The following is a 21,350-nucleotide window of genomic DNA, read 5'->3' on the forward strand; positions in this document are numbered from 1 at the left end:
ATGGCTGCGTTCAAACCCTATCACTCAAGGAACAGCAATGAAACAAACAATTGTGGCGGTGGCTACATTGGCAGCCGGCTTGGCATTTATGGCAAACACCCATGCGCAAACCCAGGTCGGTCAGCCCGCGCCGCAGTTCTCAGCAATTGATACAGCCGGCAAAACGGTGTCGCTGGCAGACTTCAAGGGCAAATACGTGGTGCTGGAGTGGACCAACCCCGAGTGCCCCTTTGTGCAAAAGCACTACAGCAGCGGCAATATGCAGGCGACACAAAAACATGCCGGTGCCAAGGACGTCGTATGGCTGTCAGTCAACACCACCGGCGGCACGCCGGACCCCAAGCTGCCGGCTGAACTGGCGTCCTGGGCCAAAGCACAAAAATCCACCGCCAAGGCCTTGCTAGTGGATAGCGGCAAGCTGGGCCACGCCTTTGATGCGCGTACCACGCCCCACATGTACCTGATAGACCCCACCGGCAAGCTGGTCTACGCCGGCGCCATCGACAGCAAGGCCAGCACCAACCCGGGCGACATCGCCAGTGCCACCAACTATGTGACCCAGGCCATCAATGAGACCGCCGCGGGCAAACCGGTCAGCAAGCCGCTGACCGCGGCTTACGGCTGCTCGGTCAAGTACGCGAGCGCGAGCTAGTTAGACAGACGCTGCGGCAGCAATGTCGGCCAGAATGCAGCAGTCGCGCGCAGGCCCGGCGCTGCAGGTGGCATCGCAGCTGCCGACCATCAGCTCCAGGCTTGCTTCCAGGCGGCGCATGTCTGCGAGCTTGGTGCGCAACTCGTCAAGGCGCAGCTGGGCCTGATCCCGCACTTCGCGGCACGCGCGGTCACCGTCCTCAAACAGCTGGGCCAACACGCGTACCTGCTCGATGGGGAAACCAAAATCACGGCACCGCTTGATGAAACCCAGGCGCGTCAGGTCTCGGCGGCTGTAGTAACGGTGCCCGTTGGCCGCGCGGCCCGGGCTGGGCAACAGGCCGATCTGCTCGTAATAACGGATGGTGGGCACGCTGCAGCCGGTGTGCGCGGCCAGAGCTCCAATGGTGAGGGGGGTGTTGGGCATATCTGAATATTTTTGCAAAAAAGGCTTGCACCTCAAGTGGCTTGAGCTTGTACCTTCCGGTCTGCACTATTGCACACAACACAAGGACCGTTCCATGCACTCCATCCACAAAGCCCCGCTATCCCCAGGGAAAGCCACCGCCGCTGCAGTAGGGGCCGCTGTCTTGGCCTGTGGGGCGTGCTGCATTCCCCTGGTCGCGCCCCTTGCATTGAGTCTGCTCGCTAGCCTTGGCGTGTATTCTGCAAACGATATGCTGACCAATGGTTGGTGGCTGGCAGCGGCGGGCCTGCTGGTCCTTAGCCCCCTGGTGGTTTGGCAATGGCGCAAGCACTCGCCAGGTTCGGCGCCCCCGGCTTGTGCCACCGCGTGCAGTTGCAAGACCGCTGGTAGCGCCACATCATCTGAAGATGACCACTAGTGAAAACATCTTTTGCACTGGTTTTCGGTCAACCGTACTAAACTCGGGCTTATGTCCATGCGCCGTCGCACCCGTCTGATCACAGTGTTTGTCGCACTGTGCAGCCTGCTGTTTATGCAGTTGGCGCTGGCGCGCTATGTTTGCCCCTCAACGGCGACCAGCGGCGCCCAAGGCGGCATGGTGATGGCCAACGGCATGCCGTGCGCCGAATCCATGGCGATGGCAATGGACGAGGCGCAACCGGCCTTGTGCCATGCCCATTGCCTGGCGGACCAGCAATCCTTCGACAAATACGAGTTACCAGCCCCCATTGCCCTCAGTGCCATGCCAGCAAGCTTCCGACTGGTGGTGGTCGTTCCCCAGCTTGCGGGGGTCGCGTTGCAGCCGCCCCACCTCATGCACGCCACGGCCCCGCCTGTGGCCATTCGCAACTGCTGTTTCCGCATTTAACTTCTCCGACCATTTAGCCCTGCCGTAAGCCTTGGGGCTTGTTTGGCAGACCGTTTAAATAGTGTTTGGAGAGGCATCGTGCCAAGTTCATTTCCCTTTTATCGTGTAGCTGCTGCTGCCCTGTCTCTGGCCGTTGGGCTACCGTCTTGGGCTGGTCCTCCACTTAGTTTGGCGGAAGCGTTGGAGACGGCTGTTAGCCGCTCGCAGCAAATCGCCGCCCAGGATGCCGTGATCACCTCGGCACGGGAACAGGCGGCTTCTGCCGCGCAACTGCCAGACCCGGTCCTCAAGTTGGGCGTGGACAACCTGCCCGTGAATGGGGAGGACCGCTTCAGCCTGACGAACGACTTCATGACCATGCGCCGCATCGGCGTCATGCAAGAAATTCCCCGTGCCGAGAAGCGCCAACTGCGCGCCGAGCGGTTTGAGCGTGATGCCCAGCGCGCCCAAGCTGAGCGTCAGATGGCGCTGGCCACGGTGCAGCGCAACACGGCAACCGCGTGGCTGGACCGCTACTACACCCGGGCCATGCAGGAGTTGTTGCAACGCCAACTGGAGGAAATCCGGCTGCAGGTCCAAGCGGCCGAGACAGCATTCGGATCCGGCCGCGGCAGCCAGGCCGACGTATTTGCCGCCCGTGCCGCGTTGATCATGCTGGAGGATAGGCTCAACCAAACGGATCGCCAGGCCCGTGGTGCAAGCCTGATGCTGGCGCGCTGGGTGGGGATTGCTGCCGAGCGCACGCCATCCGGGCCACCACCGTGGCAGAGCACACCACTGGAATCTGCGCTCTCCGTGGAGCATCTCAAGCACCATCCTGACATGCGGGTGCTTGCGGCCCAAATCGAAACCGCAAAGACCGAAGCGCGGCTGGCGCAGGCCAACAAGCAGGCGGATTGGACGGTTGAAGCCAGCTACAGCCAGCGCGGCGCGGCCTACTCCAACATGGTGTCATTCGGTGTATCTATCCCTTTGCAAATGGACCCGAAGAATCGCCAGGACCGCGAAGTCTCGGCCAAGCTGGCATTGGTGAATGAGGCGCAAGCCCGGTTCGACGACATGCTGCGTAGCCACGACGCCGACGTGCGCATCCTGCTGAACGACTGGCGCAACGGCAAAGAGCGGGTGGGGCGTTACAACGCGCAACTGATTCCAACAGCGCAGCAGCGCACACAAGCCGCTGTGACAAGCTACCGCTCCGGGAAGGGCGATCTGGCCGCCGCGTTATCCGCGCGGCGTGACGAAATCGAGGTCCATATGCAGGCCTTGGCGCTGGAGCAAGACACGGCGCGCCTGTGGGCGCAGCTCAACTACCTGACACCAGACAGCAACGTTACCGCCCATCAGTTGGAGCAACCATGAATAACAGAACTCTCACCCAGGCCGTGATCGTCACGGTGCTGGTCGGTGTGACCGGCTATGGCGTGTATAGGCTGGGTATGGCGCGCGGCACGGCTACCCATTCCGCAGCCATTACAGCGGCGACTCCGATGGCCGCAGCAGCCCCGCCGGTGGCGGCCCAAGCCCTGCCGCAAAGCATCGCCGAAGGTGAAGCGGCCACGCGCCGCCACATCACCACCGGCGTCAAGGCCGGTGACATAGACCCTGCCAACGGCGGCAAAATTCTGTACTACCAAGACCCCATGGTGCCGGGCAACAAATTCGACAAACCGGCCAAGTCACCTTTCATGGACATGATGCTGGTGCCGGTCTATGCCGATGGTGGCAGCGACCAGGGCAATGTCACGGTCAGTTCCCGGATTCAGCAGAACCTCGGTGTCCGTACGGCGGAAGTAACCGAGGGCGTACTGTCGCCGCAGGTTGCGGCCATTGGTAGCATCGCCTTCAACGAGCGCGACCAGGCCTTGGTACAGGCGCGCGCGACCGGTTATGTGGAGCGCCTGCATGTGCGCGCCACACTGGACACGGTACGCAAGGGCCAGCCACTGGCCGAGCTGTTTGTACCCGACTGGGTGGCGGCGCAGGAGGAGTTTTTGTCGCTAAAACGCATGCAGGGCAACGACCTGGGCGGTCTGGTCGATGGCGCGCGCCAACGTATGCGCTTGGTTGGCATGGGCGAGGACCAGATCAAGCTCGTAGAAAACAGTGGTAAGCCACAGCTGCGCATCACGATGGCTGCGCCCATTGGGGGTGTGGTCACCGAACTGATGGTGCGCGAAGGCGCGACCGTGATGGCAGGCGCCACGCTGTTTCGTATCAATGGCCTGTCCACCGTCTGGGCCAACGCCGAAGTGCCAGAGAGTCAGGCGGCATTGGTGCGGCCCGGCACCAAGGTGCAGGCACGCAGCCCGGCCGTGCCAGGTACCACATTTGATGGCAAGGTGCAGGCCATATTGCCCGAGGTCAATCCGGCCACACACACGCTCAAGGCCCGGCTGGAGTTGGCCAACCCGGGTGCCCGTTTGGTGCCCGGCATGTTTGTGTCCATGCAGTTCATGGACACGCGTGAGCAGAAGGCATTGCTGATCCCTACCGAGGCCATCATCATGACCGGCAAGCGCAGCGTGGTGATGCTGGCCGAGGACGACGGCAAGTTCCGGCCTGTGGAGGTCGAGCCCGGCATTGAATCCGGCAGCCAGACTGAAATCAAGCGCGGTTTGCTGCGCGGCCAGCGGGTGGTCGTCTCTTCGCAGTTTCTGATCGATTCGGAAGCCAGTTTGAAGGGCGTGGAAGCTCGGCTGAACGGAAGCAAGCCATGATCGCCCGGCTGATCCGCTGGTCCATCAACAATCGATTTTTGGTGCTGTTGGCCACGTTGATGCTGTGCGCCTGGGGTGTTTATTCGGTCATAAAGACGCCGCTGGACGCCTTGCCCGACCTATCCGACGTGCAGGTCATCATCCGCACCAGCTACCCCGGCCAGGCGCCGCGTCTGGTGGAGAACCAGGTGACCTACCCACTGACCACCACCATGTTGTCGGTACCGGGCGCCAAGACCGTGCGCGGTTATTCGTTCTTTGGTGATTCGTTTGTGTATGTGCTGTTTGAGGATGGCACCGACCTGTACTGGGCGCGATCGCGGGTACTGGAATATTTGAACCAGGTGCAATCTCGCCTGCCCGCCGCTGCCAAGACGTCGATAGGGCCGGACGCCACCGGTGTCGGCTGGATCTACCAGTATGCGCTGGTGGATAAAGGAGGCACACAGGATGCATCGCAACTGCGCGCACTCCAAGACTGGTTTTTAAAGTACGAGCTGAAGACCGTGCCAAATGTGGCCGAGGTGGCGTCCGTGGGCGGCATGGTGCGCCAGTACCAGGTGGTGCTAGACCCGGACAAGCTGGCCGCCTATGCCATTCCCCACACCAAAGTGGTCGAAGCCATTCAGAAGGGCAACCAGGAGGCCGGCGGCTCGGTGCTGGAGCTGGGCGAGGCTGAATATATGGTGCGGGCAACGGGCTATCTGCAAAGCCTGGACGACTTTCGCGCGATACCCTTGACGACAAACCCGGCCGGTATCTCGGTCCGCCTGGGCGATGTGGCGCGCATCCAGCTCGGGCCGGAAATGCGACGCGGCATTGGCGAACTGGATGGGGACGGCGAGGCGGCAGGCGGAGTCATCGTCATGCGCTCCGGCAAGAACGCGTTGGAAACCATTGCCGCCGTCAAAGCCAAGCTCAGGACGCTGCAGGCCAGCCTGCCCAAGGGCGTGGAGATTGTGCCGGTCTACGACCGTTCGGGTTTGATCGAACGCGCGGTGGAGAACCTTTCACACAAGTTGCTGGAAGAGTTTGCGGTAGTGGCGGTGGTGTGTTTTACCTTTCTGTTCCACCTGCGCTCGGCGCTGGTGGCCATCATCTCGCTGCCGTTGGGCATTCTGGCTGCGTTTATCGTCATGCACTACCAGGGGGTGAATGCAAACATCATGTCGCTGGGCGGCATTGCGATTGCGATTGGCGCCATGGTCGATGCGGCGGTGGTGATGATCGAGAACGCCCACAAACACTTGGAGCAGTGGGGGCATGAGCACCCCGGTGAGACGCTGCAGGGTGAGGCGCGCTGGCAGGTCATTGGCGACGCCGCCGCAGAGGTTGGCCCGGCGCTGTTTTTCTCGTTGCTGATCATCACACTGTCCTTCATCCCCGTGTTTACGTTAGAGGCGCAAGAGGGGCGCTTGTTCTCACCTCTGGCCTTCACCAAGACCTATGCGATGGCGGCGGCCGCTGGTTTGTCGGCTACTTTGATTCCCGTGTTGATGGGATATTTGATACGCGGTCGTATCCCAGATGAAAAAGCCAATCCGCTGAATCGCCTATTGATTGCCGTCTACCGGCCGCTGCTGAGCGTGGTGCTAAAAGCCCCCAAATTGACGCTGGTCGTTGCAGCCATTGCATTGGTGCTGAGCCTGTGGCCGCTACAACACATAGGCGGTGAATTTATGCCGCGCCTGGACGAGGGCGACCTGCTGTACATGCCTTCCGCACTGCCCGGTCTGTCCGCGGGCAAGGCTGCTGAGTTGCTGCAACAGACGGACCGGTTGATCAAGACCGTGCCCGAGGTAGCCACGGTGTATGGCAAGGCGGGCCGCGCCGAGACTGCGACTGACCCGGCGCCATTGGAAATGTTTGAGACCACGATCCAGTTCAAACCGCGTGACCAGTGGCGAGCCGGTATGACACAGGACAAGCTGGTTGAGGAGCTGGATGCCATCGTCAAGGTGCCGGGCCTGTCCAATATCTGGGTGCCGCCGATCCGCAACCGCATCGACATGCTGGCCACCGGCATCAAGAGCCCGGTCGGGGTCAAGGTGGCGGGTACCGATCTGGCGACCATTGATCGATTGACCGGTGAGATCGAACGCGCGTTGAAGGATGTGCCTGGTGTCAGCAGCGCCTTGGCCGAACGTCTGACCGGTGGCCGCTATGTGGACGTGAACATACGGCGCGATGCCGCGGCACGCTTTGGCCTGAATATCGCCGATGTGCAGTCGGTCATCAGCTCAGCGGTGGGCGGCGACAACATCGGCGAAGTGGTGGACGGCTTGCAACGCTTCCCCATCAATGTGCGCTATCCGCGTGAAACACGCGACTCGCTGGAGAAGCTGCGAAGCCTCGCCATCGTTACCGAGCGCGGTCAACGCCTGGTGTTGTCCGACGTAGCCGACGTACGCATCACCGACGGCCCACCGATGCTGCGCAGCGAAAACGCCCGCTTGTCCGGCTGGGTCTATGTGGACATTCGCGGGCGTGATCTACGCTCCGCCGTGCAAGACATGCAAGCGGCCGTTGCCAAACACGTGGCGTTGCCACCGGGCTACTCCATCTCCTGGTCCGGGCAGTTTGAGTTTCTGGAGCGCGCCACCGCCAAGCTCAAGTTGGTGGTGCCATTCACGCTGCTGATCATCTTTGTGCTGCTGTACCTGACCTTTAACAGCCTGGGCGAAGCGTTGCTGATCATGCTGACGCTGCCCTTTGCGTTGGTGGGCGGCATCTGGCTGCTGTACCTGCTGGGCTACAACCTGTCGGTGGCCGGGGCGGTGGGATTCATCGCGCTTGCAGGCGTGTCGGCGGAGTTTGGCGTCATCATGCTGCTGTACCTCAAGCATGCGTGGGATTCGCGTATCGTCCAGGGCAAGACCACGGCGGACGATTTGCTGGACGCCATCGTTGAAGGGGCCGTGCTGCGGGTGCGACCCAAGGCCATGACCGTCGCGGTGATACTGGCCGGCCTGTTCCCCATCATGTGGGGCACAGGAACAGGCTCAGAGGTAATGCAGCGTATCGCTGCCCCCATGGTGGGTGGCATGATCACTGCGCCGCTGCTGTCCATGTTTGTGGTGCCCGCGGCGTATTTGCTGATGCGGCGCCGGCGGCAGAATGGCTAGCTACGTTTTTCATAGCAATAGGTTAAGTATTCACGGGGGCTAGAAGAGATATTGCCACAAGCGCTTCATCAGTGACTTTGTAGCGCTGCAATCATTGGACACGACACCTTTCCCCGTGCGGTACAACAATTTGCGACCAACGCATCCAGCGTAGATTCAATGCGCCGCAAGTCTTCCAACTTGGAGCGTACGTCGATCAACTTGCGTTCTGCCAGGCCGCGTGCTTCATCGCAATGGGTACCGTCATCGAGCTTCAATAGTTCCGCAACTTCGTCCAAACTAAAGCCCAGACGCTGGGCAGACTTCACAAATTTGATGCGGTTGACTTCGGCGTCGCCATAGCGCCGTATGCCGCCTTGCGGGCGATCGGGTTCGGTCAGCAAGCCCTTGCGCTGGTAAAAGCGGATGGTCTCAACGTTGACGCCCGCAGTGGTGGCGAGCACTCCGATCGTCAGGGAATTTAAATTTTCATCCATGGGCTTGACTCCGTACTTGACTACGGTTGTAACCTTAACGCATGGAATCACTTTCTCGCAAGAATGTTCCGGTGCTACCCCAAGGGCAAGCCGGTCAAGCCTCTTTGCTGATGGGCGGCCTTGCCGCTTTGTTGGCCTCAGCCTGTTGCCTTGGGCCGCTGGTGCTGATCGTGTTGGGTTTCAGTGGCGCTTGGATCAGCAATCTGACTGCGCTCGAACCCTTTCGCCCTTTTTTCATTGGGGCGGCATTTGTGGCCTTGTACTTTGCCTGGCGGCGCATATACCGGGCAGAGCAGAAGTGCAACCCGGGCGACGTGTGTGCGCTACCGCCAGTTCGCACCACATACAAAATTATTTTCTGGGTGGTTGTCGCTTTGGTAGCTATCGCTCTCGGCTTCCCCTTTGTTTTACCGTTTTTGTACTAACCAGGAGTTCTCCATGCAACAAGCTTTTCCATTGCTCGTGCTGATCGCAGTCACGGCCAGCCCGGTCTGGGCCGCACCCAAAACCACATTACTGTCCGTACCCGGCATGACCTGCGCCGCCTGCCCGATCACCGTCAAACTCGCATTGACCAAGACACCCGGTGTTAACAAGGCAGAGGTCAACTTTGATAAGCGTCAGGTGCTGGTGTCGTTCGACGACGCCAAAACCAACGCGGCGGCACTGATGCAAGCGACCAATAACGCGGGGTATCCATCCGATGTGATCGCCACCACTCCATGACAACAATCACTCTGGACTCAAGCATCACCTGTCCCGGCTGCTCCCATACCAAGTTGGAGCGGATGCCGGTAGATGCCTGTCAGTGGTTTTATGCGTGTGAACAGTGCCAGGTGTTGCTGAAACCCTTGCCAGGTGACTGTTGCGTTTTTTGCTCGTATGGGAGTGCGCCCTGCCCGCCCATGCAGTCGCAGGGCAACGGATCAAGTTGTTGCCTCTGAACGCAGCAAACGCAGGCCATTGCCCACGACCAGCAAACTAGCCCCCACATCGGCAAACACCGCCATCCACATCGTGCCCATGCCCGCCAGCGTCAGCACCAAAAATACGGCCTTAATACCCAGAGCCAGAGCTATGTTCTGCATCAGCACGGCATGCGTGTGGCGCGACAGGCGCACAAAGCGGGGCAGCTTGCGCAAGTCGTCATCCATCAGCGCTACGTCGGCTGTTTCTATCGCGGTGCCGCTGCCAGCCGCGCCCATCGCAAAGCCGATGTCCGCACGGGCCAGGGCCGGCGCGTCGTTAATGCCGTCCCCCACCATGCCGATCACACCACCATCCTGGCCGCCCTCGCGCATGCGATCTTCAATGGCCTTGAGCTTGTCTTCGGGCATCAGGTCGCCAATGGCTTGATCCAGCCCGACCTGCGCGGCAATGGCGGCTGCGGTGTGCGCGTTGTCGCCGGTCAGCATCACGGTGCGGATGCCCAGTGCGTGCAGTTCGGCAATGGCTGCACGGCTGGTGTCCTTCACCGTATCGGCTACGGCGAACAGGGTCAGCACCTGCCGCTCGTCAACCAGCAGCACGACCGACTTGCCCTGCTGTTCCAGCGCCGATAGCTGCGCCTCCAGCGCGTCTGAGCACAGACCCAGTGCGTGGACCAGGCGGTGGTTGCCCAGGTGGTACAGCGTGCCATCGATGCGGCCCTGCGTGCCCTGCCCCGGTAGCGCCGCAAAGTCTTGTACATCGCTTAGCACCACGCCGTCTTGCTGCGCGGCACGGGCCACGGCGCCAGATACCGGATGGTCCGAACGGCTGGCCAGACTGGCGGCAACGCTGCGCGCATGCGCCGCACCGCCACCGTTGAGCACCACACAATCCGTCTGCACAGGCTTGCCGTGCGTGATGGTGCCGGTCTTGTCCAGCGCCAGCCAAGTCAGCTTGCGCCCTTCTTCCAGGTAGACACCGCCCTTGATCAGAATGCCCTGGCGTGCCGCGGCGGCCAAGGCGCTGACGATGGTGACAGGCGTCGAGATCACCAGTGCGCAGGGGCAGGCAATGACCAGCAGCACCAAGGCCTTGTAAATCCATGCGAACCAGGCTGCACCCAGCAGCAACGGCGGCACCACGGCCACCACCAGCGCGACGGCAAACACCACCGGCGTGTAGACCTTGGCAAACTGGTCCACGAAACGCTGCGTCGGCGCCCGCGCGCCCTGGGCCGCTTCCACCGCGTGGATGATGCGGGCCAGCGTGCTGTCGCCCGCAGCGGCGGTGACTGTGTACTCAAACGAGCCGGCCTCGTTGACGGTGCCGGCGAACACGGTATCGCCCACGACCTTGTCCACGGGCAGGCTCTCGCCGGTGATGGGGGCTTGGTTGACGGTGGAGGTGCCGCCGACGATGCGGCCATCCAGCGCGATGCGTTCGCCGGGCTTGACGCGCACGTGGGCATCCACGGCCACGGCCTTGGCCTCTACGTCGACCCAGGTCCCATCGGGCTGCAACACGGTCGCACGCTCGGGCGTCAGCTGCAGCAGACCCTGGATGGCATTGCGCGCGCGGTCTAGCGACTGGGCCTCTATGCGTTCGGCCAGCGTGAACAACACCATGACCATCGCCGCCTCGGGCCACTGGCCCAGCAGCAATGCGCCGGTAACGGCAATGCTCATAAGCGCATTGATGTTGAGGTTGGCGTTGCGGATCGCAATCCAGCCTTTTTTGTAGGTGGTCAGCCCGCAGACCAGCACGGCCGCCAGCGCCAGCACCGCGGCAACTGCAGGCGGCAACCGGCCCCACTCGGCCGCCTCAGACCCTAGCGCTGCAATACCGGCCAGTGCCAGTGGCCACCAGGGTTTGGTGGACTCGGGCGTGGCTTGCGTGGCCTTGCTTGCGCCGTCGGCTACTTCGGGCGTGTAGCCCAGCGAGCGTATGGCGTCCAGAATCGGGGCGATGGCGCCGGGCGCATGGCCCACCGTCAGCACGCGCTGCATCAGGTTGAATTGCAGTCCGGTCACACCGGGCATGCGGCCCAGCTTGTTGCGCAGCAGGGCCTCTTCGGTCGGGCAGTCCATTTGCAGGATGCGGATGGCGGTGTGCGTGGCGTCGCCGTTGGGGAGCGGCTGGTCTGCCGCTGCACCGGGCGCAGCATGGTCGTGGGTATGCCCATGGCCACTGCAATGGTGATGACCATGGGTATGGCCCAGGCTGTTTTGGTGCGTTTGCGAAGCGTGGTCGGACATGAATGGGGCTTTAAAGAATACGTTCATCCCATTACACAAGCTGAAGCTACTATAGAGTCAACAGTTTTTGGAGTGCCCGCATGAAAATCGGTGAATTGGCCCGCAGCGCGCAGTGCACGGTGGAGACGGTGCGCTATTACGAGAAGGCCGGCCTGCTGGCCGAGCCAGCCCGCACCGAGGGCAACTTCCGCGTTTATGGATCGGCCCACCTGGAGCGGCTGCGCCTGGTCCGCAACTGCCGGGCGCTGGACATGAGCCACGAAGAAATCCACGCGCTGCTGAAGCTGGCCGGGCAGCCGGGCGAAGATTGCGGAGCCGTCGACGCGGTGTTTGACCAACACATCGCCCACGTCGACACGCGCATAGCCGAGCTGACGCAACTCAAGCAGCAACTCAGCACCTTGCGCCAACGCTGCAGTAGCGACAGCGGCGTAGACGCCTGCGGCATCCTGAAGGGGCTGGCGGCGATGGAGATTGCACAGCAACCAGGTCGCCACACGCATTTGGGCTGACGGGACGCCACTATCAAATCAGTAGCGGCTTACGCTCATCCGGCGAGGGCTACAGACCGGTTTGGCATTAAGTTCCACCGCCTGAAGCAGTAACGGGGCAGGACTTACCCGCATGGAGCGCGCGCGGCACACCGCTACACTGACAGCTTCACCTCAGGAGTTCAATTGCCCCCGGTTTCCACCGCCACCAACGGCTATGTCTACACCCGCCTGCGCCGCCTCGGCCTGTCGGACACTCTGGCCGCGCAAACCGCGCCCGGCGTCAAAGTGCAGGCCTTTGAGGCGGGCAAGAAAATCTGGACCAAGGGTGGCGAGGTGCAGCACTGGCAGTACATCATGAACGGCCTGGTGTCGGCTGCGATACCGACGACCAATTCTGAATCCACACCGATTTCAATCTACGGTAAGGGCTCGTGGTTTGGTGAGCAGTCCATCATCAACCGCAAACCCAGCTTTGCGGACTATGTGTGTCTGACCGCGACCGAAGTGCTGCGCATGCCGGCAGCCACCTTTGACGCGCTGTTCGACCAGGAGCCCGAATTCGCCCGCTATGTGGCCAAACTGATGGCCTGGCGAGTGCAAAAGACATCGGAGACGCTGACGCTGATGAAGCTGGGCAACCCCTGCCTGCGCGTTGTCATGGGGCTGGCCCAGTTTGCCGAGGCCCTGGCCTACCGCTCGGAGCGGCCGCCGACGGTGGCCATGGGGGATGGGGTGGAGATTCCAATCGCGCAGACCACGCTGGCATCGCTGTGCGGCGTATCGCGCACGCTGTTTTCGGAATACGTGCAGCAGTTGGCCCAGCACGAGTGGCTGAAGCTGCACTACGGCAAACTGGAAATTTTGAATATCACGACCTGGCACCGCTTTGCGCGCCGCCAGCGTGAAGACAGCGTCAGCAACCTGAACCCAACGATTGCTGAGCTGCTGGACGTGCTGCGCGTCCTCAACGAGATGAAGCCGGTTTAGAACGTCACGGCCGTCAACACACCCCGTGCGCGCAGGTTCAGGCTGGTGATGGGGTCTGGCGACGGGCTTCCAAGAAAGTAGCCTTGTGCCAGGTCCACACCCAGCTTGCGCAGGGCTCGCAGCTCAGCCTCAGTCTCCACCGATTTGGCAAGCAAAAGGCAATCGTGGTTTTGTGTCAGGCGCACCAGGCTGGCGAACATAGCGCTGTTTTCGGATTCGGTGTCCACCTTGTGTGTCCAGCGGGGCGATACCTTCACGATATGGGGCAGCAACTTGGTCCAGGCGCGCATACCGGAATCCGACACCTTGAAATCATCCAGCGCGATGGTCATGCCAGTGGCGCGCAGGGTTTGCAGGGCCTCATGCAACGCGGTCAGGCTGGGTACGCGGGTGTAGCCGGTAATGTCCAGCCCCATGCGCTTGGGCTGCAGGCGGTGCTTGCGCAGTACCTGCAGCAGCTTGTCGATACCGCCTTCGGACTGGTGCAAGTCCACCAGCGTCTGCGCGCTGACATTGACGAACAACTGCCCCTTGGGATGGTCGGCCAGCCAATGTTCGATGGCAACGTCGATGCAGCCCAATTCAAACTCTTTGCGGCAGTGCTGCTCTTTGGCGGCTTCCAGCAGGTTTTCGTAGGTCAACTCGCCGACGCTGCGCGGCGCGCGTATCAGCGACTCATGGCCGATGACTGCGCCGGTGCGCAGCTCCACCATGGGCTGGAACACGGTAGCCAGCGAACGCTGCTCCAGCAGGTCGGCGACGCGCAACGGGCCATCATCATCCTGGCCGCGACGCGCACGCCACCAGTGTTGGATGTTTTCGGTCCAGAAGCGAACGGGGGAAGTTTTCATGGGGAGAGGGGGCGTGTGTGACGGCTAAATGTGTTTGCATTACAAACATAAACCCCTTCCGTCACAAACCCAACCGTCCAGCGCTGAACAATTTTGACAAAAATGCCAGTTTTAGCGGCTTTTTTGTCAGATCAGGTCCATTTTTGGTCAGCCTGAGGCGTCAAACGCGTTGACCGTCGGCCTTGACGACCACTTCGCCGTCCTCTTTGGTAAATGCTCCTCGCTGGGGGTTGGGCAAGATGTCCAGCACCAGTTCACTGGGCCGGCACAGCTTGGCACCCAGGGGCGTGACCACCACGGGGCGGTTAATGAGTATGGGATATTGCACCATGCAGTCCAGCAATTGTTCATCGGTCCACTTGGGGTCGGCAAGACGTAGCTCGTCATAGGGTGTGCCCTTTTGCCGCAGCAGCGCGCGCGCGCCGATACCCAAAGCCTGTAGCAGTTGCTGCAACTTTTCTTTGCTGGGTGGCGTGTTGAGGTACTCAACAACTTCTGGTTCGACTCCGCTGTTGCGGATCAGGGCCAACGTGTTGCGTGAGGTACCGCAGGCCGGGTTGTGGTAAATCGTAATGTCAGACATGGTCGTGTTGCCCAGATTTGTTGGTTTCGAGCCAGGTGAAAAATGCTACGGCCAGTCCTGCGCCCACAAGTTGCGCCAGGATGAAACCGGGAACGTCGGCGGGTCGGATTCCGGAGAATGTGTCGGTCAACGAACGCGCAATCGTGACCGCCGGGTTGGCAAAGGATGTGGACGCGGTGAACCAGTAGGCGGCGGTGATGTACGAGCCTACCGCTACCGGCACAAAGTCGGGCCGTGTCTTGGCCACATTCAGAATGATGGTCAGTAGCCCGAAAGACGCGACGGTTTCACTCCACCACTGGTGGGGCCCGGTGCGGGTATGCGACGACTCCATCAACAACGGCAATTCGAACATGTAGTGGGCGGCTACGACACCCGCAATGGCACCCAGGATCTGCGCCACCAGATACGCAGCGGCAGTGGCCCAACCCAGCCGCTTGAGCGCGACTTCGGTGAAAGTGACCAGGGGGTTGAAATGTGCGCCCGAGCGCGGCCCAAAAGTCGCAATCAACGCAACCAATGCCGCACCGGTGGCCAACGTGTTCGCCAGCAGCGCAACGGCCACATTGCCACCTGCCAGGCGCTCACCCATGGTGCCGGAGCCCACCACGGTGGCCAGCAACAGGGCGGTGCCCACGAACTCGCAGGCAATGGCTTGTTTGTTTAAACGCATACGTATCTTTCCCTCCAACTGCGCTATTGCGCTGCCGCAGCGCAACACGCATCGGCGACGCCAGTAGCCTCGCAAGCCAAACCACCGCAACAGTTGTCGGTGAGGTAGGTAACGAGCGCGTGCATGGCCGCAAAATTGGCGCTGTAGTAAATCTTGCGGCCATCTGGGCGGGCTGCAATCAGACCTGCATGGGTCAGTTCTTTGAGGTGAAATGACAACGGCGAGGCGCCAATCGCAAGCGCCTCGGCAAGGCCACCCGGCGTCAGGCCGTCTGGCCCCGCCTGTACGAGCATGCGAAAGACGGCCAGTCGCGTCTCATGGGCCAGCGCGGCGAGGGCTTTAACTGTTTGGGAAGGCGTCACCGGAAATACCATTCATTTCAATATTCCTTGAATTATAGTAATGAATGGGGGGCCTCCCATCGACTTGGGTCTGGGTCTTAACCCAACCGCCGCAAGATGGCTGCCCAGTGCTGCGGCTCCACCGGCGTGATCGACAGGCGGCTGCCTTTCTTGAGCACCAGCAAATCCTGCAATTCGACATCGATCCGCAATTCGGACAACGTCAGGTTGCGCGTCTTGCGCAGCACCTGCACATCGACCAGCAGCCAGCGCGGGGCCTCGGGTTTGGAGGCCGGGTCGTAATAGTGCGATGCGGGATCAAACTGCGTGGGGTCGGCGTAGGCGCCCGATGCCACGCGCGCGATGCCGACAATGCCAGGCTCGGCACAGCTGGAGTGGTAGAACAACACGCCGTCGTCGATCTTCATACCGTCGCGCATGAAATTGCGCGCCTGGTAGTTGCGCACGCCGGTCCATGGCACGGTAGCGTTTGGCGAAGCCAGAGCATCGTCTACCGACACTTCGCTAGGCTCGGATTTCATCAGCCAGAATTTTTTCATTTCTATGGCACCTTTGCTAAGTATTTTCCCGTAGAGCTGGTTTGCAGATAACCCGCCGAGGCGCATGAACAGTGGTCATGCCTGGCCGGAATAAGACCGATGAATACAAATCAATAGCCCCTGCCAACAGGGCTACCTAAGATCCCGGCCACGTTCAACCAAGGATCTTAGATATGCAAACATCCGCCCGACATACTCCTCAGCTTGAGGATCAGACGTACCGCAAAGTAGCATGGCGATTGATACCCTTTTTGTTCCTATGCTATGTGGTCGCATACCTAGACCGCGTCAACGTAGGTTTCGCAAAACTGCAGATGCTCAGCGATCTCAAGTTCAGCGAGACCGTATATGGTCTTGGCGCCGGCATCTTTTTTATTGGGTACTTTTTGTTTGAGGTGCCCAGCAACATCATTCTGCATCGCACCGGCGCCAGAGTATGGATCGCACGCATCATGGTCACGTGGGGCATTCTCTCTGCGCTGACGATGCTGGTCAGCAGCCCGGTGCAGTTTTACATCATCCGGTTTTGCCTGGGTATTGCAGAGGCAGGGTTCTTCCCCGGCATCATTTTGTATCTCACTTACTGGTTCCCCGCGGCGCGGCGTGCGCGGGTTGTGTCGCTGTTCATGACCGCTATCGCTGTGGCGGGTGTGGTGGGCGGTCCACTGTCGGGATGGATCATGCAGTCGTTTGCAGGCATGAATGGCTGGACCGGCTGGCAGTGGCTGTTCCTGTTGGAAGGCCTACCCTCTGTTTTGGTTGGGATATGGGTGCTGTTTTACCTGGATGATTCCATACAAAAAGCAACCTGGCTTACGCAGCAAGAGAAGAACTTGCTGGCCGACAACATTGCTGCGGATGCCGTTGGCAAGGCAGAGGGGTCACTCTCACAGATACTCGGCAATGGCCCCGTATGGCTGATGAGTGCCATCTATTTCTGCTTCATCATGGGTCTCTACGGGGTGAGCTTTTGGCTCCCCCAGTTGATCAAGAGTGCCGGCGTGAAAGATGTGCTGAACGTAGGCTTGCTATCGGCAATTCCCTATGGCGCAGCCGTGGTCGCCATGGTCCTGGCGGGGCGCAGCTCCGATCGCACTGGCGAACGCCGTTGGCACATAGCGATTGCAGCCTTGCTGGGCGCTACCGGCTTGTTGATCAGCGGCATGTACGGCGGCGACGTGGTGCTATCGATGGCCGCGCTGTCCCTTGCAACGATGGGCATTCTGACCAGCTTGCCATTATTTTGGACGCTTCCGACGGCTTTCTTGGGTGGTAGTGCCGCCGCTGCGGGCATTGCAGTGATCAACTCCGTCGGCAATCTGGCAGGCTTCGCAAGCCCGTATATGGTCGGGGCCATCAAAGACGCGACCGGCTCTGCCACCTGGGGTCTGTTTGTGTTGGCTGGCAGCTTGGCGCTGGGCGCATTGCTGGTCATCTTTGGTGTGCAACCCCACCGCCGCACATGAGCGCAGCAACCTTTCCTGGAGCGCAAGCGCTGTCGCCACGCGTTGTGCTGCGTTCGGTGTTCGATGCTGCGATATCTGCCGTGGACCCCCTTCGGTGCGTGGGCATGCACCTGCCCGAACCGCCCAAGGGCCGCACCCTGGTCCTTGGTGCAGGTAAGGCGTCGGCGCGCATGGCCCTCGCCGTGGAACAAGCATGGAGCGGGCCGCTGTCAGGTTTGGTCGTTACACGCTACGGTCATGGCGAGGATTGTCGACACGTTGAAGTTGTTGAAGCTGGCCACCCTGTTCCAGACGAAACGGGGGCCTTGGCCGCGCAACGCATGCTCGACTTGGCGGGGTCTATGGGGCCCGACGATCTGGTGTTGGCGCTGATCTCAGGCGGGGGTTCTTCGCTGATAACGTTGCCCGCGCAAGGCCTGTCAATGGCAGATTTGAAAGCTATCAATATTGCACTGCTGCGCAGTGGAGCACACATCCGCGACATGAACCTCGTGCGTCGGCACCTGTCCGCCATCAAGGGAGGTCGGTTGGCAGACGCGTGCGGCATGGCCGCAGTACATACATTGGTGATATCCGATGTACCAGGAGACGAACCCGCTGTTGTTGCCTCCGGACCGACCGTGCCCGACTCCAGTAGTCCCGCCGACGCGCTGGAAGTGCTGCGCCGCTACCGTATAGACGTTCCGGCACACGTGATAGAGGTCCTGCATCGCCCAGTGACAGCTCCGTCACACCGAATGGGTATTCGGGATGTCAAGGTCATCGCAACCGCGAACGATGCATTGCGCGCCGGCATCTCCCATGCGCAAGCGCTTGGTCTGGACGTCATTTCACTGGGCGCCGCAGTGGAAGGCGAATCGCGGGAAGTCGCCAAGACGCACGCGGCCATGGCCCGGGGCCTGCGGGCCAGCCCGTCGCTTGACGGCCACCCCCGCATGATTCTGTCAGGGGGCGAGACAACCGTCACGGTGCGTGGCCAGGGCCGTGGCGGCAGAAATTCGGAATTCTTGTTGTCAATGGCGCTGGCGCTGCAAGGAGAACAGGGAATTTATGCGCTGGCCTGCGATACCGACGGCATTGATGGCATGGAAGACAACGCCGGCGGCTTCATCGATCCGGAGTCGCTGCGCCGCGCAGCGCAACTGGGTCTCAAGTCCGATGCGCTGTTGGACAACAACAATGCCTATGCCTTTCTCAGTGCGCTTGACGACCTGATCACCACCGGGCCCACGCGAACCAACGTCAACGACTTTCGCGCTGTACTTGTCTACTAACAGATTAAATTATGTCTTCCACTATCACCCCCGGCGCATCGCCTCCTGCCCACAACACACATTCGTTCCTACACCAGACGCCGCCGAGGTCATGGCGTGGCACCAAGATTGTGGCCACGCTAGGACCAGCCAGCCGCGGGTTTTCCGATGTATGCGATTTGGCCATCGCCGGCGTAGATGTGTTCCGATTGAACTTCAGCCACGGCACACATGCAGACCACCAACAACGCCTGCAGTGGGTGCGCGCTGCGGAGCATCAGGTGGGACGACCGCTAGGGGCCCTGTTGGACTTGCAAGGCCCCAAATTGCGGGTAGGACGCTTGGTAGCACCGATGGTAGTGGCCGAAGGAGATGAGTTGGTATTGGTATTTGGCGAGCAGCAGGGTCGGTCGGGGGACCCGGTTCCCGTGCCGCACGAAGAAATCTTTCAGGCCATGGAGGTCGGACATCAATTACTGGTTGACGACGGGAAATTGCGCTTCACGGTATTGAGCAATGATGGCGCGAGCGCCCGTGTTCGCAGTGAAGTGGCTGGACGGTTGCAAGAACGCAAAGGCCTAAACCTGCCAGACAGCGTACTGCCCATGCCGGCCTTGACCGCAAAAGATTTGGAAGACCTTGCATTCGGTCTTGCGCTGGGAGTTGACTGGATTGCGCTGAGTTTCGTTCAAAGCGAAACCGACGTGATACGACTGCGCGAATTGGTCGCCGGTCGCGCAGGCTTGGTCGTAAAGATTGAAAAACCTTCAGCGGTGGATCGGTTGGAAGCCATATTGGAAGCATCAGACGCGGTCATGATCGCCCGGGGTGATCTCGGGGTTGAACTGCCCGCCGAAGACGTACCGGGCGTGCAACGCCGTATCACGCAACTGGCCCGTGAAATGGGGAAACCCGTCATTGTGGCAACGCAGATGCTGGAGTCCATGATCGAAAATTCCACGCCCACGCGCGCAGAGGCTTCAGATGTGGCAACAGCAGTCTACGACGGCGTCGACGCTGTCATGCTGTCTGCGGAGTCCGCATCCGGTCGCTATCCGTTGGAAGCGGTTCGCATGATGGTGCGCATCATCGAGCGGGTCGAATCCGACCCCCGACAGCAGCGCTTAATGGACACCGTCGCGCCACGGGTACAAGCGAATGCGACGGACGCGATTGGAGCTGCTGTTCGCGCCGTGGCACAAACGGTGCCCCTGGCCGCCGCTGTCACGTACACCGCCTCGGGCGCAAGCGCGTTGCGCGTGGCGCACGAGCGACCCCGTACTCCACTGATTGGCCTTACACCCAATACCAACACAGCGCGCCGACTGGCCCTGGTCTGGGGCGTGCGGCCCGTAGTATCGCGCGACGCGGTGGACGTGGCAGATATGGTGCAGCTTGCTCGCACCGCTGTTGACAATCTATGCCCACCCGCTACAGGGCGCGCCTTTGCTATCGTGGCGGGCATGCCTTTTGGAACGCCAGGCGCCACCAATATGTTGCGGCTGGTGGACCCATGACACCGCCGACCGTTTTTTCGACCGCTCGTCGGCGGCTGCTAGGCGCGGCGGCTGCGCTGGTCGCAGCACCGGGGGCGTACGCTGCGTCCAGAACGTTGACGGTAGGTCAAGTAGCGTCATTGTCTGGCAGCAACGGGGCAGACCTGGGTCTGGGACTTCAGCTCGGAGTCCATGCCTGCTTTCAATCCGTGAACGCGGCAGGTGGCGTGCGTGGGCAAATGTTGCAATTGGTCAGCAAGGATGACCGCTACATCCCGGAAGAAACGTTGCGATTGACCCGTGAATTGTTAGAACAGGATCGCCCAATAGCCTTGATCGGCTACCGTGGCACGGCCAACACCTTGTCCCTGGTGCGGTCCAATTTGTTGGTACAGCAGGGCATCACGCTTGTGGGTACGCTTACGGGCGCAAAGGAGGTGCAGGAGGCGCCAGGAATTTTGCACTTGCGCACGTCCTACGAACATGAACTCACAGAACTTGTGCGCCAAATCCAACGCATGTCGCTAGACAGCGTGGCGGTACTGTATGTCGACGATGCCTTTGGTCAAACAGGGCTGGCAGCGGTAGAGCGGGCCGTAGCGGCGACAGGCAGCCGATTGAAAGCAAAAATCGGATTTGACAAAACGCTGCCAAACCTTGATTCTCGGTTGCGCGAAGCGGCGGTAGCTTTATCTGCAACTTCAGCCAAGGCTCTGGTAATCGTCGCTGTGGGTGATCCGGTATACGCCTTTCTAAAAATATTTCGGTCTTTGGGCTCTATCACAAAAGTGTTTTGTATGTCGGTCGTAGACTCAGCCGCGGTGGTGAAGAGCTGCGGGGTCGGTTTGGCTGCGGGAATCGGGTTTTCGCAGGTTTATCCCTCTCCCTATTCCCTGAAGACTGCCGTTGTGCAAGACTACCGGCGCGCGCTGTCGCAGTTGCCTGGGTCCCCTACGCCCAACTACTTCAGCCTTGAAGGGTATGTCTATGCGCGGGTACTGGTTGAAGCGTTGAAACGCGCACCCGATGGCCCCAACGAGAAGCAGGTAACCTCGGCGTTGGATGGTCTGCCAGCCTTCGATTTGGGTGGGCTGCGCATTCAACCGGAGGCTAATTCGCGCAATCGCCTACGCTATACCGATTTGACCGTTCTGAACCGCCACGGGCGGCTGCTGGGGTAAGCGCTGACCCCAC

At 60.8% G+C, this 21,350-nt stretch carries 22 protein-coding genes; 14 read left to right on the plus strand and 8 right to left on the minus strand.

Going from position 1 to position 21,350, the window contains the following annotated elements:
* Nucleotides 1-37 precede the first annotated feature (37 nt).
* Nucleotides 38-652, plus strand: a complete 615-nt coding sequence (locus tag AC097P_RS18920; protein WP_479611971.1) for a redoxin domain-containing protein — start codon at nt 38-40, stop codon at nt 650-652.
* Here the strand turns inward: AC097P_RS18920 and AC097P_RS18925 are convergent, their stop codons facing one another.
* Nucleotides 653-1,078 (minus strand): MerR family transcriptional regulator, encoded by a 426-nt coding sequence (locus tag AC097P_RS18925; protein ID WP_479611972.1) that lies wholly within the window; start codon nt 1,076-1,078, stop codon nt 653-655.
* A 475-nt stretch (nt 1,079-1,553) separates the two neighbouring features.
* Here AC097P_RS18925 and AC097P_RS18930 point away from each other — a divergent pair, with 475 nt between their 5' ends.
* The 4 genes from AC097P_RS18930 to AC097P_RS18945 all read left to right on the plus strand — a co-directional run bounded on the left by AC097P_RS18930 (nt 1,554) and on the right by AC097P_RS18945 (nt 7,791).
* Nucleotides 1,554-1,946 carry a hypothetical protein gene (locus AC097P_RS18930; RefSeq protein ID WP_479611973.1) on the plus strand — a complete coding sequence of 131 codons (393 nt, stop codon included), beginning with the start codon at nt 1,554-1,556 and terminating at the stop codon, nt 1,944-1,946.
* 180 nt (nt 1,947-2,126) lie between these two features.
* Nucleotides 2,127-3,308, plus strand: coding sequence for a TolC family protein (locus AC097P_RS18935; RefSeq protein WP_479611974.1), 1,182 nt, complete (start codon nt 2,127-2,129; stop codon nt 3,306-3,308).
* A complete protein-coding gene (locus tag AC097P_RS18940; protein ID WP_479611975.1) occupies nt 3,305-4,666 on the plus strand; it encodes an efflux RND transporter periplasmic adaptor subunit in 1,362 nt (453 codons plus the stop codon). Before AC097P_RS18935 ends, AC097P_RS18940 begins: the two co-directional genes overlap by 4 nt.
* The gene (locus AC097P_RS18945) at nt 4,663-7,791 is read left to right on the plus strand and encodes an efflux RND transporter permease subunit (protein ID WP_479611976.1); all 3,129 of its coding nucleotides are present in this window, start codon (nt 4,663-4,665) and stop codon (nt 7,789-7,791) included. Before AC097P_RS18940 ends, AC097P_RS18945 begins: the two co-directional genes overlap by 4 nt.
* Nucleotides 7,792-7,859: 68 nt before the next feature.
* Here AC097P_RS18945 and merR read toward each other — a convergent pair whose 3' ends face one another.
* Nucleotides 7,860-8,267, minus strand: a complete 408-nt coding sequence (gene merR / locus AC097P_RS18950) for an Hg(II)-responsive transcriptional regulator (protein ID WP_479611977.1) — start codon at nt 8,265-8,267, stop codon at nt 7,860-7,862.
* Nucleotides 8,268-8,308: 41 nt separating this feature from the next.
* On the opposite strand from merR, the gene merT reads away from it, so the two are divergent.
* The 3 genes from merT to AC097P_RS18965 are packed head-to-tail and all read left to right on the plus strand — an operon-like array spanning nt 8,309 to nt 9,211.
* Nucleotides 8,309-8,692, plus strand: coding sequence for a mercuric ion transporter MerT (merT, locus tag AC097P_RS18955; protein ID WP_479611978.1), 384 nt, complete (start codon nt 8,309-8,311; stop codon nt 8,690-8,692).
* A gap of 13 nt (nt 8,693-8,705) precedes the next feature.
* Entirely contained in the window at nt 8,706-8,993 is a 288-nt protein-coding gene (merP, locus tag AC097P_RS18960) for a mercury resistance system periplasmic binding protein MerP (protein ID WP_479611979.1), read from the plus strand.
* Nucleotides 8,990-9,211 (plus strand): GDCCVxC domain-containing (seleno)protein, encoded by a 222-nt coding sequence (locus AC097P_RS18965; protein ID WP_479611980.1) that lies wholly within the window; start codon nt 8,990-8,992, stop codon nt 9,209-9,211. Before merP ends, AC097P_RS18965 begins: the two co-directional genes overlap by 4 nt.
* On the opposite strand, the gene AC097P_RS18970 is transcribed toward AC097P_RS18965, so the two are convergent.
* Nucleotides 9,194-11,452, minus strand: coding sequence for a heavy metal translocating P-type ATPase (locus tag AC097P_RS18970; RefSeq protein WP_479611981.1), 2,259 nt, complete (start codon nt 11,450-11,452; stop codon nt 9,194-9,196). The genes AC097P_RS18965 and AC097P_RS18970 overlap by 18 nt on opposite strands.
* Nucleotides 11,453-11,532: 80 nt before the next feature.
* Between AC097P_RS18970 and cadR the strand changes: the two genes are divergently transcribed.
* Complete coding sequence (gene cadR, locus AC097P_RS18975; RefSeq protein ID WP_479611982.1) at nt 11,533-11,964, plus strand: Cd(II)/Pb(II)-responsive transcriptional regulator; 432 nt, start codon at nt 11,533-11,535, stop codon at nt 11,962-11,964.
* Nucleotides 11,965-12,129: 165 nt separating this feature from the next.
* A complete protein-coding gene (locus AC097P_RS18980) occupies nt 12,130-12,933 on the plus strand; it encodes a Crp/Fnr family transcriptional regulator (RefSeq protein ID WP_479611983.1) in 804 nt (267 codons plus the stop codon).
* Here AC097P_RS18980 and AC097P_RS18985 read toward each other — a convergent pair.
* The 5 genes from AC097P_RS18985 to AC097P_RS19005 all read right to left on the minus strand — a co-directional run bounded on the left by AC097P_RS18985 (nt 12,930) and on the right by AC097P_RS19005 (nt 15,941).
* The gene (locus tag AC097P_RS18985; RefSeq protein ID WP_479611984.1) at nt 12,930-13,784 is read right to left on the minus strand and encodes an EAL domain-containing protein; all 855 of its coding nucleotides are present in this window, start codon (nt 13,782-13,784) and stop codon (nt 12,930-12,932) included. The two genes, AC097P_RS18980 and AC097P_RS18985, sit on opposite strands and share 4 nt — an antisense overlap.
* A 160-nt stretch (nt 13,785-13,944) precedes the next feature.
* On the minus strand, nt 13,945-14,367 hold the full coding sequence (gene arsC / locus AC097P_RS18990; protein ID WP_479611985.1) for an arsenate reductase (glutaredoxin): 423 nt from the start codon (nt 14,365-14,367) through the stop codon (nt 13,945-13,947).
* A complete protein-coding gene (locus AC097P_RS18995) occupies nt 14,360-15,040 on the minus strand; it encodes an aquaporin (RefSeq protein WP_479611986.1) in 681 nt (226 codons plus the stop codon). The genes arsC and AC097P_RS18995 overlap by 8 nt, the downstream gene beginning before the upstream one ends.
* A gap of 23 nt (nt 15,041-15,063) precedes the next feature.
* The gene (locus AC097P_RS19000; RefSeq protein ID WP_479611987.1) at nt 15,064-15,402 is read right to left on the minus strand and encodes an ArsR/SmtB family transcription factor; all 339 of its coding nucleotides are present in this window, start codon (nt 15,400-15,402) and stop codon (nt 15,064-15,066) included.
* A 77-nt stretch (nt 15,403-15,479) separates the two neighbouring features.
* The gene (locus AC097P_RS19005) at nt 15,480-15,941 is read right to left on the minus strand and encodes an EVE domain-containing protein (protein ID WP_479611988.1); all 462 of its coding nucleotides are present in this window, start codon (nt 15,939-15,941) and stop codon (nt 15,480-15,482) included.
* Nucleotides 15,942-16,114: 173 nt separating this feature from the next.
* On the opposite strand from AC097P_RS19005, the gene AC097P_RS19010 reads away from it, so the two are divergent.
* The 4 genes from AC097P_RS19010 to AC097P_RS19025 are packed head-to-tail and all read left to right on the plus strand — an operon-like array spanning nt 16,115 to nt 21,337.
* On the plus strand, nt 16,115-17,407 hold the full coding sequence (locus AC097P_RS19010; RefSeq protein ID WP_479611989.1) for an MFS transporter: 1,293 nt from the start codon (nt 16,115-16,117) through the stop codon (nt 17,405-17,407).
* The gene (locus AC097P_RS19015) at nt 17,404-18,681 is read left to right on the plus strand and encodes a glycerate kinase type-2 family protein (protein WP_479611990.1); all 1,278 of its coding nucleotides are present in this window, start codon (nt 17,404-17,406) and stop codon (nt 18,679-18,681) included. Before AC097P_RS19010 ends, AC097P_RS19015 begins: the two co-directional genes overlap by 4 nt.
* Nucleotides 18,682-18,692: 11 nt before the next feature.
* Complete coding sequence (pyk, locus tag AC097P_RS19020; protein WP_479611991.1) at nt 18,693-20,177, plus strand: pyruvate kinase; 1,485 nt, start codon at nt 18,693-18,695, stop codon at nt 20,175-20,177.
* Complete coding sequence (locus AC097P_RS19025) at nt 20,174-21,337, plus strand: ABC transporter substrate-binding protein (protein WP_479611992.1); 1,164 nt, start codon at nt 20,174-20,176, stop codon at nt 21,335-21,337. Before pyk ends, AC097P_RS19025 begins: the two co-directional genes overlap by 4 nt.
* The last annotated feature ends 13 nt before the right edge of the window (nt 21,338-21,350 follow it).

It is taken from the genome of Rhodoferax sp. ZS1R8, assembly GCF_056521325.1.

Coding starts and splice junctions, on each gene's coding strand:
- AC097P_RS18920 (WP_479611971.1), top strand. CDS start 38: ATGAAACAAACAATTGTGGCGGTGGCTACATTGGCAGCCGGCTTGGCA.
- AC097P_RS18925 (WP_479611972.1), bottom strand. CDS start 1,078: ATGCCCAACACCCCCCTCACCATTGGAGCTCTGGCCGCGCACACCGGC.
- AC097P_RS18930 (WP_479611973.1), top strand. CDS start 1,554: ATGCGCCGTCGCACCCGTCTGATCACAGTGTTTGTCGCACTGTGCAGC.
- AC097P_RS18940 (WP_479611975.1), top strand. CDS start 3,305: ATGAATAACAGAACTCTCACCCAGGCCGTGATCGTCACGGTGCTGGTC.
- AC097P_RS18945 (WP_479611976.1), top strand. CDS start 4,663: ATGATCGCCCGGCTGATCCGCTGGTCCATCAACAATCGATTTTTGGTG.
- merR (WP_479611977.1), bottom strand. CDS start 8,267: ATGGATGAAAATTTAAATTCCCTGACGATCGGAGTGCTCGCCACCACT.
- merT (WP_479611978.1), top strand. CDS start 8,309: ATGGAATCACTTTCTCGCAAGAATGTTCCGGTGCTACCCCAAGGGCAA.
- merP (WP_479611979.1), top strand. CDS start 8,706: ATGCAACAAGCTTTTCCATTGCTCGTGCTGATCGCAGTCACGGCCAGC.
- AC097P_RS18965 (WP_479611980.1), top strand. CDS start 8,990: ATGACAACAATCACTCTGGACTCAAGCATCACCTGTCCCGGCTGCTCC.
- AC097P_RS18970 (WP_479611981.1), bottom strand. CDS start 11,452: ATGTCCGACCACGCTTCGCAAACGCACCAAAACAGCCTGGGCCATACC.
- cadR (WP_479611982.1), top strand. CDS start 11,533: ATGAAAATCGGTGAATTGGCCCGCAGCGCGCAGTGCACGGTGGAGACG.
- AC097P_RS18985 (WP_479611984.1), bottom strand. CDS start 13,784: ATGAAAACTTCCCCCGTTCGCTTCTGGACCGAAAACATCCAACACTGG.
- arsC (WP_479611985.1), bottom strand. CDS start 14,367: ATGTCTGACATTACGATTTACCACAACCCGGCCTGCGGTACCTCACGC.
- AC097P_RS18995 (WP_479611986.1), bottom strand. CDS start 15,040: ATGCGTTTAAACAAACAAGCCATTGCCTGCGAGTTCGTGGGCACCGCC.
- AC097P_RS19005 (WP_479611988.1), bottom strand. CDS start 15,941: ATGAAAAAATTCTGGCTGATGAAATCCGAGCCTAGCGAAGTGTCGGTA.
- AC097P_RS19010 (WP_479611989.1), top strand. CDS start 16,115: ATGCAAACATCCGCCCGACATACTCCTCAGCTTGAGGATCAGACGTAC.
- AC097P_RS19015 (WP_479611990.1), top strand. CDS start 17,404: ATGAGCGCAGCAACCTTTCCTGGAGCGCAAGCGCTGTCGCCACGCGTT.
- pyk (WP_479611991.1), top strand. CDS start 18,693: ATGTCTTCCACTATCACCCCCGGCGCATCGCCTCCTGCCCACAACACA.
- AC097P_RS19025 (WP_479611992.1), top strand. CDS start 20,174: ATGACACCGCCGACCGTTTTTTCGACCGCTCGTCGGCGGCTGCTAGGC.